Source organism: Roseovarius sp. A-2 (assembly GCF_002072155.1).
Lineage (GTDB): Bacteria > Pseudomonadota > Alphaproteobacteria > Rhodobacterales > Rhodobacteraceae > Roseovarius.
Window position 1 is genome coordinate 265,155 of record NZ_BDIY01000002.1, and the last position, 12,767, is coordinate 277,921.

Consider the following 12,767-nt stretch of genomic DNA (forward strand, 5'->3'; position numbering starts at 1 on the left):
GGACACACTTTTGACGGGAAAAGCCTAGGTTCTGGGTCTTTTGCGGGTTTCGTGCCAAAGGTTGAGGTAATTCCCGCCAAAGATCACCGCCGCGCCGATCAGTACAAGCGCATCCACAGACTCGCCATAGACCATGAGGCCGATCACCGCGATCAGCGGCAGGCGCAGGAAATCTACAGGCGTGATCACCGTCGCGGGCGCGATGGAGAGTGCCGTGGTCAGGCACAGATGCGCCATCAGCCCGGCGCAGCCGATCAAGAAGAGCCAGGGCAGGGACGCGGCTGAGGGCAGGGCGATATCGCCGTCGAACCCGGCGCATATGAGGCCAAAGACGATCTGCGTTCCGGTCATCCAGAAGAGGATGCAGGTTAGCGTCTCGGTGCGCGTGAGCCGCTTGGTGGCGAGGATCGACCCGGCAAAGCCGATGGCGGCGGCGGCGGCGGCGAGCGTGCCCGCGTTCAGCGTCTCGGGGCTGGGCCGCGCGACGATCAGGATGCCGGAAAAGCCGATGATCGCGGCGAGTGCGCGCACCCGTGTCATCCGTTCGCCCAGCACCAGCGGCGAGAGCACCAGCACCCACAGCGGCGAGGTGAATTCCAGCGCAAAGACCTGCGCCAGCGGGATCATCGTGATCGCGTAGAACCACAGGTTCTGGCCGGTGAAATGGCTGATGTTGCGGATCAGGTGGAGCCCGGGAGAGCGCGTGGTGATGCCGCGCATATGCCCGGTCAGCCGCGCCACCGCGATCACCAGCACAAAGCCCACGATGCTGCGATACATCATGATCTCGAAGGTATCGAGCTCGAAACTGACCGCCCGGCCCGCCACCGCCATTGACGAGAACGACACCACCGCCCCCAGCATCCAGAGCGCGGCGCGCAGCACCGTGGCACCCGAGGGGGCGGGTGTTCCGGGTGGGGTCAGGACAGACATGCGCGCGCCTCGGGCGAAAAGGCCGGATCATCGGGGATGTCGCGGACATGTGGCTGCATTTCGGGACCCGCGACAAAGGCATCGGGAAGCCGGTCGAGGATCGCGTCGAGCGGGCGATAGACCGCCTCGGCCCTCTGTCTCAGGCTCTCGGGCAAATCGGGGGTGGCGCGCGGCGTTTTCGGGGGCAGGTGGAGCGGGTAGCCGGTGAACCGGGCGATCCGGGGCACGCTGTCCCACAACGCCTCGTAGCGCAGGCACAGCACTGGCAGCGCCTCGGTAACCGTCCAGGCCTTGACCTGCTGCGCCATGCCGAGCGCATCGCGCGCGAACAGATCGTCGGGGCTGGCCGTGCTTTTGCAATTGGCGAAATGCTGCGCCACCCAGACCGCGCCGTCGCGCGTCCGGCAGACATGGAGCGAGAGCGCCGCCGCATAGGTGGAGCCGAAGATAAACAACGCCTTGCAGGGCGCGCGCCGCGCGGGTAGCGCGTCGGGGTAATCATGGGTCTTGACGATCTGGCCACGGCGCAGGCGCGCGCGGGCAAGGCTTGGCGCGAAATAGGCCGGATCGCGCCCAAACCGTCCCATCGCCGCCTCACGCAGCGCCGCGTAGCACAGCGTGCTGCCCGAACGCCCCATGCTCGCGACGATGATGGCCGGTTTACGCCGCCAGAGCATCAGGCCTCGCTCGGATCGAAATCCCGCGTCATGTGGCCGGTGACCTGCCACCAGTCGCTGGCGCGGGTGCGCTGCTGATGCGCGTCAAAGGCGGCGCGGTCAGCAAAGCACTCGACGACGGAAAAGACCCCCGGCGCGGTCTCGGTCATGTCAAAGGACAGACAGCCCGGTTCCGCCCGCGTCAGGCTGACATGCGCGCAAAGCGCGGCGCGCACGCGCTCGACCTCGTCGGGCGTTGAGGTCAGCGTTCCGGTCAGCCGGATCACTCCCATTCGATGGTGCCCGGCGGCTTCGAGGTGATGTCATAGGTCACGCGGTTGATGCCCTTGACCTCGTTGATGATCCGGGTTGCGGTCTCTCCAAGGAAGTCGTGGGAGAACGGGTAGTAATCCGCCGTCATGCCGTCGACGGAGGTCACCGCGCGCAGCGCGCATGCGAAATCATAGGTGCGCCCGTCGCCCATCACGCCGACGGTGCGCACCGGCAGGATGGCCACGAAGGCCTGCCAGATCTCATCGTACAGCCCATGCTTGCGAATCTGGTCGATATAGACCGCGTCGGCCTTGCGCAGGATCTCCAGCTTTTCGCGGGTGATCTCGCCGGGGCAGCGAATGGCGAGGCCGGGGCCGGGAAACGGATGCCGCCCGATGAATCGCTCGGGCAGGCCCAGCTCGCGGCCCAGGGCGCGGACCTCGTCCTTGAAAAGCTCACGCAGCGGCTCAACCAGTTTCAGGCCCATCTTTTCCGGCAAGCCGCCCACGTTGTGGTGCGACTTGATCGTGACGGACGGGCCGCCCGAAAAGCTGACGCTTTCGATCACATCCGGGTAGAGCGTGCCCTGCGCCAGGAATTCCGCGCCCTCGATCTCGTTGGCATGTTTCTGGAACACGTCGATGAACAGCCGCCCGATGATCTTTCTCTTGGTTTCTGGGTCACTTACGCCGTCAAGCTCACCCAGGAACAGCTCTGATTCATCGGCATGGATCAGCGGGATGTTGTAATGGTCGCGGAACATCGAGACCACTTCCACCGCCTCGTTCTGGCGCAGCAGGCCATGATCGACGAACACGCAGGTCAACTGATCGCCGATGGCCTCGTGCAGCAGCATGGCTGCGACCGAAGAGTCGACCCCGCCCGAAAGGCCGCAGATCACGCGCTTGTCGCCGACCTGCGCGCGGATCTTGGCAATCGCCTCCTCGCGGTAGGCACCCATCGTCCAGTCGCCCTTGAACCCCGCGAGTTTCACGAAATTCTCGTAGAGCCGTTTGCCGTCGGGGGTGTGGTGCACCTCGGGGTGGAACTGCACCGCGTAGAAGCGTCGCGCGCGGTCGGCGGTGATCGCGAAAGGCGCACCGGGCGAGGTGCCCAGAACCTCGAATCCCGGAGCGATTTCAGAGACATGGTCGCCGTGGCTCATCCAGACTTGCGCGCGCCCCGCGCCATCGGTGAACCAGCCCTCGATCACTTCGCTCTCCAGCCCCGTGGGCGTGACCCAGGCGCGGCCGAATTCGGCGGTGGCGTGTTCGCCCGCCTCGACCTTGCCACCCAGGTCCTGCATCATCACCTGCTGGCCGTAGCAGATGCCGAGGATCGGCACCCCCAGATCGTAGACTGCCTGCGGTGGGCGCGGGCTGCCCGCGCGGGTCACGCTGTCGGGGCCACCCGAAAAGATCACCGCGCGCGGCGCGATCTCTTTCAAAAGCGCATCGGTCACCTTCTGATAGGGGTGGATTTCGCAATAGACGTTCAACTCGCGCAGGCGGCGGGCGATCAGCTGCGTCACCTGGCTGCCGAAGTCGATGATCAAAAGGCGGTCATGGGATATCTGGCTCATGCGCTGCCTAGTAGAACGCGCGCCGCCTCTGCGCAAGGGCAAGCGGCGCGCGCTCTGCCACTACCAGCGATAGCTGAAGCCGGTGGTGACCTCGTGTTGATGCATGCGTATGCGCACCGTCTGCGGCACGCCGGTCAGCGTCGGGTTGGCCCCGGTAAAGCCGTTGGAAAAGGCGTGTGTATAGGCGAATGTCAACTCCCACCGATCGTTGATCGCATAGCTGGCACCCGCCGAGAGATGCCATTGCGGCGTGCCGGGGGCGATGGTGTTGATCACCACGTCGCCGGTGTTTCCGATGAAGTCGCTCGAATAGCTGACGCCGGTGCGCAAGGTCAGTTGCTCGGATTTACGCCAGATCGCGGCGAGGCGCAGGATGTCCACATCGTCCCAGCCAAAGCCGATGCCTCCCGCCGATCCGAGCGGGCCGCCAGGGGTGACGCTTGAGTTGGCGATGGCGTTGATATTGCTGTAGAAAATCCGCTGATACTCGCCGGTGATGGTCCAGTCCGGTGCGGCGGCCGGGGTATAGGCCGCGCCAAGCGTGACCATTGCCGGAATGTCGAAATCGCCGCCCTCCGCGAAGAGGCCGCGATATTTGTCGAAGCTGGACATCTGGATGCGGCTGCGAAACGCGGCGCCCAGGGTCCATTCCGGGCTCGCCTCATAAAGCAGCCCGAGATTGACGCCAAAGCCGGTGGACCAGTCATGCCCGCGATTGGTCACATTGCCCGGGCTGACTGAGAGGGGTGCGAAAGCCTCCAGCCCCTCGGCCTTGAAGCGCTGCACGGCGAGGATGGGAGAGACCCCGATGCTGAGCCGGTCGCTGACCTGCCGTGCGTAGTTGAGAGAAAAGAACGCCTGCTCCAGATTGACCCCGAGCGGTGCCGATCCGGCCCCGAATCCGGCAAAGAAATTGCTGTCGAATTCGGTATTCATGCCGCCGTTGCCAAAGACAAAAAGCCCGAGCGACGATTGGTCGTCCAACTGCCAGTTGGCACCGCCGCAGGGAATGAAGAACACGTCGTTGTCGCTTTTGAACTTGCCGGGGGTCAGCGGGCCGCCGGGCTGGATGGTCACGTCGCGGTCGGGCGCGAAGGTGGTGAGGCAGAACGCCGCCTGATTGCCGACCTTGACGCCCATCGCCGGGTTCTGCGCCATGCCCAGAACGCCGGTGGACACCGCGACACCCGCGCCCGCCATGCCCTTGGATTTCCCGCCGTATCCGTTGGCGAAATAGCCGTTGGTCGCCTGTGCCGGGCTGGCCAGCAGGCTGGCCCCGACAAGGGCGCAGGCCGCCGCGCGGCGCGTCCATGAATTGATCATGCAAATGTCCCTTTTCAATCTGCGTGGTTTGCACGCCAGTGTCAGATAACGGTGGCCCGTGCCAGACCCGAGAGCGTGTTTCAGGACGGCTGCACCATCAAATCCACAGATTAGCTTTTGAGAATATCAAACGTCAGTCACATTCTCGTGTGGTCCGGGCGGTCAGCAACCGCCGCAGGACGGGGCGGGTCATGTCGCTTTTCCCCCCCATGCGACGGAATCCGCGCCTGTCCAGACGGCGTGAGACGTTAAAACGACGCAAATGCCTGCCAGAAAGCGGGCAAAAAGGCGACTCAGAAACCACGCAATCAAAGGGTGCATCCATGGCAGAAGCAGCAGCGCGCAGCAGACGGTCCCGGGGCGGCGGCGGGGCCGCGCGTCGTGCGGAACGCACCGCCGTCAGCGTCGAGACCGCGCGTTACATCGAGCGCAACATCCCGAATTTCGAGATCCTCAGCGAAGAGGCGCTCGACATCATCGAGACCAATGCCGAGACGATTCTCGAAGAGATCGGGGTGAATTTCGTGGAGAACCCCGTCGCGCTGGAGCGTTGGCGCGAGGCCGGGGCCGATGTGACGGGTGAGCGGGTGCGTATACCGCGTGGCCTAGCGCGCAAGTTGATCTCGACGGCCCCCTCGCGGATCACGCAGCACGCCCGCAACCCCGAGCGCACGGTCGAGATCGGCGGCAAGTCCCTCGTGCTGGCCCCGGTCTACGGCCCGCCCTTCGTGCATGACATGGAAAATGGCCGCCGCTACGCGACGCTGGAGGATTTCCACAATTTCGTGAAGCTGGGCTATATGTCCAAATGGCTGCACCATTCGGGCGGCACCGTGTGCGAGCCGACCGACGTGCCGGTGAACAAGCGCCATCTCGATATGCTGCTGGCGCATATGACGCTGTCGGACAAGCCGTTCATGGGCTCGGTCACGGAGCCGAGCCGCGCGCAGGACAGTGTCGATATGTGCGGCATCCTGTTCGGCGAGGAGTTCGTGCAGCAGAACACGGTGATGACCTCGCTGATCAACGTCAACTCGCCGATGACCTTTGACGATGTGATGATGGGGTCGCTCGAAGTCTATGCGAAGAACAATCAGGCCTGCATCCTGTCACCCTTCATCGTCGGCGGCGCGATGGCCCCCACGACGGTGGCAGGCACGCTGACGCAGGTTCTGGTCGAGGTGCTCGCGGGCATCGCCTATTCGCAGATCATCCGCCCCGGCGCGCCGATGATCTTCGGGGCGTTCGTGACCTCGATCGACATGAATTCCGGCGCGCCTACCTTTGGCACGCCCGAGGCCGCGCATATCACCTATGGCGCGGGGCAACTGGCGCGGCGCCTGGGGCTGCCCTATCGGTCGGCGGGCTCGTTCAACGGCTCCAAGCTGCCCGACGCGCAGGCCGCCTACGAGACCGCCAACAGCCTCAACATGGGCCTGCTGGCGGGCGTGAACTTCATGCTGCATTCCTGCGGCTGGATGGAGGGCGGTCTGGTCGCCTCGTTCGAGAAATTCGTGATGGATGCCGATCAGCTGGGCACGTTGCATCATCTCGCAAAAGGCGTCCAAATGGACGAGAACGGCCAGGCGATGGATGCCATCCGTGAGGTCGGACCGGGCGGGCACTACCTGGGCTGCGCGCACACCCAGGCCAACTTCAAGACCGCCTTTTGGCGCTCGGATCTGCTCGATTACAAACCGTACGAGACATGGTCGGAAGAGGGCGGGCGCGATACCATGTCACTGGCCAACACACGCTACAAGAAGCTGCTCAACGACTATCAGCAGCCCGCGCTCGACCCCGGCATTCACGAGGCGCTCAAGGCCTATGTCGCCAAGCGCAAATCGGAAATGCCGGACGCCTTCAGCTAAGCCCCGGGCAGACCGCGCCCGTTCAGGCGGGCGCGGTCTGCCCGGCGCGCAATAGCCGGGCCTCGCCGAGAATGGCGATCAGCACCTCCACGTGGCGCGCCGCCCGATAGCCGGTGGCGCGCTCCGTGCGGTCCCGCTCCAGACCTGCCTCGATTTCCATCAGCCGCGCCAGCGCCTCGGCCGGGCGGGGTGCTGCCGCATGGCCCAGATGGGGCGGCAGATGCACCGCTCTTTTGTAGTCGCCGACCCCGATCCGCGCCGCGCGGATCAAGAGGGGCGGGCGGCGCAAGGCGTCGAGGTTGCTGAGAATATCCTGCATCACGAAACTCCTGTCTTTTGTGCAAGCCCGGTTTTTGCACGGCTTCGGCCCCGTTGCGCGCTGCGCCGGTCTTGCGCACGCAGCGGGTCGAAATTGTTTACCGTTTGTCAACGAAGGTTGATTTTGTGGAAACAGTTAACGAACCGGTAATCTTTGCACGCTTAAGTTGTGGATTATTCTGTGGATAAAATGCGTCGATGGGACCGGCGCCCTGTTCACGGCAAACTGGGGGTTGGTGATGCGCGATCAGATCATGAGCAAACCGAACATGCAGATGGTGCCGTCATGGGTGCCCGAAGCGGCGCTGCATTACCTTGCCCATATCGAAAGCGGCATGCCGATCCGGGCCCTTGCGCGGCGCTCGGGGCGGCATGCCTCGACCGTGTTGCGCCAGATCCGGGCCTGCGAGACGCGGCGCGACGATCTCTTGATCGACGAGGCGCTGCGTCGGCTTGGTCAACGTGTCGGCGGTGCAAAGAAAATCGGTTCTCCTGTCAAGGAGGCCAAGATGACAGTTCAGACCAATCCCGAAAGGACCGAAGACGATGACGGCACGCTGAGCAATGCGCGCCTGCAGGCCGAGGCGCGACGCGTGTTGCGGCGGCTGTGCGAAACCGGCGCGCTGCTGGCGGTGTCGGTGGACATGGACAAGGCGGTCGTGGTGCGCGACGGCGGCTCCGGCCAGCCCTCGCGCACGGCGGTGGTTGATCGCGAGGTGGCCGAGGCGCTGGCGCTCAAGGGCTGGATCGCCTGCGAGGATCCGGGCCGCATCGCGCGCTATCACATCACCGGCAAGGGGCGGGCGGCGCTGGGCGAAATGCTAGCCGCCGCCGAGAACGCGGCCAACGGTCTGCGCGAGCCACCGGTGGTGCTGCGCGGCACCGCAGATGTCGAGGGCCCCGAGTCGCGCCGACGGATGCGCTACGGGTTGGCCGAAAGCCCGCTGATCGCGCTCGCCCGGCGGCGCGACAGGGACGGTAGCCGCTTTCTGTCGCCCGATCTTGTGCGCGCGGGCGAACGACTGCGCGAGGATTTCGAACTGGCGCAGATGGGGCCGCGCGTCACCCAAAACTGGGACCGGTTCCTCAGCCATGTGGATGACAGCAGCCCGGCCCCCGGCCCCCTGGCCTATAATGCCGAGGCGGCGCGCGCCCGCGTCATCGCCGCGCTGCGCGATCTGGGGCCGGGTCTGGGCGATGTGGCGCTGCGCTGCTGCTGCTACCTGGAGGGGTTGGAGCGCGCCGAAAAGAAAATGGGCTGGTCGGCGCGGTCGGGCAAGATCGTGCTGCGTATCGCCCTGCAACGGCTCAGGCGGCATTACGAAGGGCTGGGCGAGGCGGGCAACATGATCGGCTGACGCACGGGCACCAACACGCCATACCCGAGACTCCGAAAACTCTGACGGCCGAGGCGCGCCGAGGCCATTGTGCCGCCGCAGCGACATGTTACAGTTGCCGCGAAACGCGCACCGCCCGAGAGATGGGCGCGCGGCAATCTGAGGAGACAGGGCATGGCGTCTCGGGTGATCCCGGTCGATCCGTTCGATCTGGTGGTGTTCGGCGGCACAGGCGATCTGGCGCGGCGCAAGATATTGCCCGCCCTCTTTCGCCGCTTTGTGGCCGGTCAGATCGAGGGCGACGTGCGCCTGATAGGTGCGGCGCGCAGCGAGATGGACGCAAAGGCGTATCGCCAGATGGTGCGCGAGGCGATCGTTGAATATGGCGGCGAGGAGGCGGGCCGCAAGAAGGATCTCGCGGCGTTCCTCAAGATGCTCGATTACGTCACGCTCGATGCCAAGGGCACGCAGGGCTGGGCGGATCTGGCCGACAAGATGCGCGCCGACCGCATTCGCGCCTTCTATTTCTCGGTCGCCCCATCGCTCTTTGGCGATCTGGCCAAGCGGCTGCACAAGCACGGAATGGCCGATGACGACAGCCGCATCGTGGTGGAAAAGCCCTTTGGCCGCGATCAGGAGACCGCGCACGCGCTCAACCAGACGCTGGCGCGGCATTTCGACGAGGGGCAGATCTACCGGATCGACCACTACCTCGGCAAGGAAACCGTGCAGAATCTGATGGCGATCCGCTTTGGCAATGTCCTGTTCGAGCCGCTGTGGAACAGTCAATATGTGGATCATATCCAGATCACCGTCGCCGAGAGCGTGGGCGTCGGCGGGCGCGGCGATTACTATGACACGTCGGGCGCGATGCGTGACATGGTGCAGAATCACTTGATGCAGCTTTTATGCCTCATCGCGATGGAGCCGCCCGCCAAGTTCGAGCCCGACGCGGTGCGCGACGAGAAACTCAAGGTCATTCGCGCGCTCGATCCGGTGGAGCCGGAAAACGTGGTGCGCGGCCAGTACGAGGGCGATGATGCGCAGCCGGGCTATCGCGAGCAGATCGGCAATGCCGACAGCCTGACCGAGAGTTTCGTGGCCCTCAAGGCGCATATCAGCAACTGGCGCTGGGCCGGCACGCCGTTCTACCTGCGCACCGGCAAGCGCCTCAAGGACCGCGCGAGCGAGATCGCGGTGATGTTCAAGGACGCGCCGCATTCGATCTTCGGGGCCGATGCCGGGCGGCATCACAACATCCTGACCATCCGGCTCCAGCCCAATGAGGGGATCGAACTGGGTGTCACCATCAAGGAACCGGGGCCCGGCGGCATGCGTTTGATCGACGTGCCGCTCGACATGACCTTCGCCGAGGCATTGGGGCCCGAGGAGGCGGATTTCCCGGATGCCTATGAGCGGCTGATCATGGATGTGATCCGGGGCAACCAGACGCTCTTCATGCGCGGCGACGAGGTCGAGGCCGCCTGGGCCTGGACCGATCCGATCATTGCCGCGTGGGACGCGCAATCAAACGCGCCGCTGCCTTATGCAACCGGCTCTTCGGGGCCGGATGATGCGCTCATGCTGATGCATCGGGACGGGCGGCGCTGGCGGGAGATACGACCATGAAAATCATCGACTATCCCGATGCCGACATGCTGGCCATCGGCCTTGCCGACACTCTGGCCAGTGCCCTGCGCACCGTGCTTGCCAATGAGGATCGCGTGCTGTTCGTGGTGCCCGGCGGCACCACGCCTGGCCCGGTCTTTGACGCGCTCTGCGACACCGGCCTCGATTGGGACCGGGTTGATGTGCTCTTGAGTGACGAGCGCTGGCGGCCCGAGGTGCATGTGCGCTCCAACACGCGGCTCCTGCGTGAGCGGCTGCTGACTGGGCGGGCGGCGGCGGCACGCTACCTGCCGCTATATGCCAAGGCACCGGAGCCCGAAGAGGTGCTGGCGGAACTGGAAGCCAACATCTCGCCCGCGTTGCCCATTGATGTCTGCCTCCTGGGCATGGGCGAGGACATGCACACCGCCTCGCTCTTTCCCGGGGCCGACAATCTTGAGGCGGCGCTGGAGCGGCGCGCGCCGCTCCTCGTGCCGATGCGCGTCGATGGGGCCGAAGAGCCGCGCGTGACGCTGTCGGCGCGGGTGCTGAACGGCGCGGTGGCCAAGCATCTAATGATCACCGGCGAGAAAAAACGCCGCGCGCTGGAGCGCGCGCAGCACATGCGCCCGGCTGAGGCCCCGATCGCCGCCGTGCTGGATGACATGACGGTGCATTGGGCACCATGACGAGCATATGCGAGATGTGGACCGAGGTTGAGTGTGCGGCCGAGGCCGCGGCAGGGCGCAGCATCGCGGGGCTGTTCGAGAAGGCGGGGCGCGCCGAGGCGTTTTCCGTGCACTTTGACGGGATGCTGCTGGATTATTCCAAGACGACGCTGGACGAAGCCGCGCGCGCGGCGCTCTTGCGTCTGGCCGGTGCGGCGGGGGTCGCGGAACGCGGCGCGGCGATGTTCGACGGGCAGCCCATCAACGAGACCGAAGGGCGCGCCGTCCTGCATACCGCGCTGCGCAACCTTTCGGGCGGGGCGGTCACGGTGGACGGCGTGGACATCATGCCCGGCATCCACGCCACACGCGCCCGGATGGCGGCCTTTGCCCAAGAGATCCGGCAGGGGCCAATCACCGATGTGATCAATATCGGCATCGGCGGCTCGCATCTCGGCCCCGAGATGGTGGTGCGCGCGCTCAAGCCTTATCACGACGGGCCGCGCTGTCATTTCGTGTCGAACGTGGATGGCGCGGATATCGCCGACACGCTGCGTGGGCTTGATCCCGCGACCACGCTGGTGATCGTCGCCTCCAAGACCTTCACCACCATCGAGACGATGACCAATGCCGCGACCGCGCGGACGTGGATGGAGCGTGCGGGCGTAGAGCCGGGGCCGCAATTTACCGCCGTCTCCTCGGCGCTGGACAAGACCGCCGAATGGGGGATCGACCCGGCGCGCGTGTTTGGCTTTGGCGATTACGTGGGCGGGCGCTATTCGGTCTGGGGGCCGATCGGGCTGCCGCTGATGATCGCCATCGGGCCGGAGCGGTTCGAGGAGTTTCTTGCCGGGGCCGAGGCGATGGACCGGCATTTTCGGGATGCCACGCCGCAGGAGAACATGCCCTTGATGCTGGCGCTGGTCGGGCTCTGGCATCATCAGGGCATGGGATATGCCACCCGCGCGGTGTTGCCCTATGATCAGCGTCTGGCGCGGTTGCCTGCCTATCTTCAACAGTTGGAGATGGAGAGCAACGGCAAGCGGGTGAGCATGGCGGGCGCGCCGCTCGCACGCCCGGCGGGCCCGGTTGTATGGGGCGAGCCGGGCACCAACGGGCAGCACGCGTTCTATCAGCTGATCCATCAGGGCACCGATGTGGTGCCTTGTGAATTTCTGGTGGCCGCAAATGGGCACGAGCCAAACCTGGCGCATCATCACCGGCTGTTGGTGGCCAATTGTCTGGCCCAATCCGAGGCGCTGATGCGCGGGCGGAGCATGGACGAGGCCCGCGCGTTGATGCGCGCGGCAGGGCTCACCGGCGCGGAACTGGAACGGCAGGCCGCACACAGGGTGTTTCCGGGCAATCGGCCGTCGGTGACGCTGGCCTATGACCGGCTGACGCCCCGGCGTCTGGGGCAGGTCATCGCGCTTTATGAACACCGGGTCTTTGTCGAAGGGGTGATCCTCGGGATCAACTCCTTCGATCAGTGGGGGGTGGAACTGGGCAAGGTGCTGGCCGGCGAGATGCTGCCGTTGCTGGAGGGGGAGGACGCCTCGGGCAAGGACGGCTCCACGCGCGCGCTGGTGGCACATGTGCGCGCGCGGACGGGCTGAAAACTGCACGCCCGCGTCCGCCCGCGGAGGCACGCGGGCATCGCGGATCTGATCGAGGTTCTCTGCGCTGTCCTGTCAGAAGGTCGTGGCAAACCGGCAGCGGCTGCGCTGCGCGTGATTATTTTTTCCGGGCTGGAACAACGGCCGGCGACTGAACGTTGAACAGTTGTGAAACAAACTGAGGCGCTGTCCCGGCGGCCATCATTCTTTTGTGTGGTGCTGAGCAGGCGTCCGACATCAAGGAGAGAATTATGAGGATTTTGATGATGCCCGCAGCAGGTCTTTCGATGCTGGCCCTCGGGGCCTGTCAGGGCATGTCGCCGGAAGGGCGCACGGTGGCCGGTGCCGCAGGCGGGGCCGCCGCAGGTCTGATCACTGCCGAGGCCCTGGGCGCCGGCGACGAATGGCGCCTGATTTCCGCCCTTGGTGGCGCCGCTGCCGGGACGGTCGTGGCCCAGAACCAGCAGACCGGATCCTGCGCCTATTCGCGCGGCGACGGCACCTATTACCGGGCCGCATGTCCGAATTGATCGGGTCGGCCAGACACCGGAAAGGTGGGGCGCATCGGTCGATGCGTCCCGT

At 65.3% G+C, this 12,767-nt stretch carries 12 protein-coding genes; 6 read left to right on the forward strand and 6 right to left on the reverse strand.

The window, feature by feature from the left end:
* Nucleotides 1-24 precede the first annotated feature (24 nt).
* The 5 genes from BHD06_RS04635 to BHD06_RS04655 are packed head-to-tail and all read right to left on the reverse strand — an operon-like array spanning nucleotide 25 to nucleotide 4,767.
* Nucleotides 25-933 (reverse strand): DMT family transporter, encoded by a 909-nt coding sequence (locus tag BHD06_RS04635; RefSeq protein ID WP_080455818.1) that lies wholly within the window; start codon nucleotides 931-933, stop codon nucleotides 25-27.
* On the reverse strand, nucleotides 921-1,610 hold the full coding sequence (locus BHD06_RS04640) for a hypothetical protein (protein WP_080455819.1): 690 nt from the start codon (nucleotides 1,608-1,610) through the stop codon (nucleotides 921-923). The genes BHD06_RS04635 and BHD06_RS04640 overlap by 13 nt, the downstream gene beginning before the upstream one ends.
* The gene (locus tag BHD06_RS04645; protein WP_080455820.1) at nucleotides 1,610-1,882 is read right to left on the reverse strand and encodes a putative quinol monooxygenase; all 273 of its coding nucleotides are present in this window, start codon (nucleotides 1,880-1,882) and stop codon (nucleotides 1,610-1,612) included. The genes BHD06_RS04640 and BHD06_RS04645 overlap by 1 nt, the downstream gene beginning before the upstream one ends.
* The gene (guaA, locus tag BHD06_RS04650) at nucleotides 1,873-3,444 is read right to left on the reverse strand and encodes a glutamine-hydrolyzing GMP synthase (RefSeq protein ID WP_080455821.1); all 1,572 of its coding nucleotides are present in this window, start codon (nucleotides 3,442-3,444) and stop codon (nucleotides 1,873-1,875) included. Before guaA ends, BHD06_RS04645 begins: the two co-directional genes overlap by 10 nt.
* Before the next feature lie 60 nt (nucleotides 3,445-3,504).
* On the reverse strand, nucleotides 3,505-4,767 hold the full coding sequence (locus tag BHD06_RS04655; protein WP_080455822.1) for an OmpP1/FadL family transporter: 1,263 nt from the start codon (nucleotides 4,765-4,767) through the stop codon (nucleotides 3,505-3,507).
* 323 nt (nucleotides 4,768-5,090) lie between these two features.
* Between BHD06_RS04655 and BHD06_RS04660 the strand changes: the two genes are divergently transcribed.
* Nucleotides 5,091-6,638 carry a trimethylamine methyltransferase family protein gene (locus BHD06_RS04660; protein ID WP_080455823.1) on the forward strand — a complete coding sequence of 516 codons (1,548 nt, stop codon included), beginning with the start codon at nucleotides 5,091-5,093 and terminating at the stop codon, nucleotides 6,636-6,638.
* A 22-nt stretch (nucleotides 6,639-6,660) separates the two neighbouring features.
* Here the strand turns inward: BHD06_RS04660 and BHD06_RS04665 are convergent, their stop codons facing one another.
* The gene (locus BHD06_RS04665; protein ID WP_080455824.1) at nucleotides 6,661-6,957 is read right to left on the reverse strand and encodes a DUF6477 family protein; all 297 of its coding nucleotides are present in this window, start codon (nucleotides 6,955-6,957) and stop codon (nucleotides 6,661-6,663) included.
* 238 nt (nucleotides 6,958-7,195) lie between these two features.
* Here BHD06_RS04665 and BHD06_RS04670 point away from each other — a divergent pair, with 238 nt between their 5' ends.
* The 5 genes from BHD06_RS04670 to BHD06_RS04690 all read left to right on the forward strand — a co-directional run bounded on the left by BHD06_RS04670 (nucleotide 7,196) and on the right by BHD06_RS04690 (nucleotide 12,715).
* Nucleotides 7,196-8,314 carry a DUF6456 domain-containing protein gene (locus tag BHD06_RS04670; RefSeq protein ID WP_080455960.1) on the forward strand — a complete coding sequence of 373 codons (1,119 nt, stop codon included), beginning with the start codon at nucleotides 7,196-7,198 and terminating at the stop codon, nucleotides 8,312-8,314.
* 153 nt (nucleotides 8,315-8,467) lie between these two features.
* Nucleotides 8,468-9,922, forward strand: coding sequence for a glucose-6-phosphate dehydrogenase (zwf, locus tag BHD06_RS04675; protein ID WP_080455825.1), 1,455 nt, complete (start codon nucleotides 8,468-8,470; stop codon nucleotides 9,920-9,922).
* Nucleotides 9,919-10,590 (forward strand): 6-phosphogluconolactonase, encoded by a 672-nt coding sequence (pgl, locus tag BHD06_RS04680; protein ID WP_080455826.1) that lies wholly within the window; start codon nucleotides 9,919-9,921, stop codon nucleotides 10,588-10,590. The genes zwf and pgl overlap by 4 nt, the downstream gene beginning before the upstream one ends.
* Nucleotides 10,591-10,595: 5 nt before the next feature.
* Entirely contained in the window at nucleotides 10,596-12,185 is a 1,590-nt protein-coding gene (gene pgi, locus BHD06_RS04685; RefSeq protein WP_376764841.1) for a glucose-6-phosphate isomerase, read from the forward strand.
* A gap of 251 nt (nucleotides 12,186-12,436) precedes the next feature.
* On the forward strand, nucleotides 12,437-12,715 hold the full coding sequence (locus tag BHD06_RS04690) for a glucose-6-phosphate isomerase (protein ID WP_080455827.1): 279 nt from the start codon (nucleotides 12,437-12,439) through the stop codon (nucleotides 12,713-12,715).
* Nucleotides 12,716-12,767 lie beyond the last annotated feature (52 nt).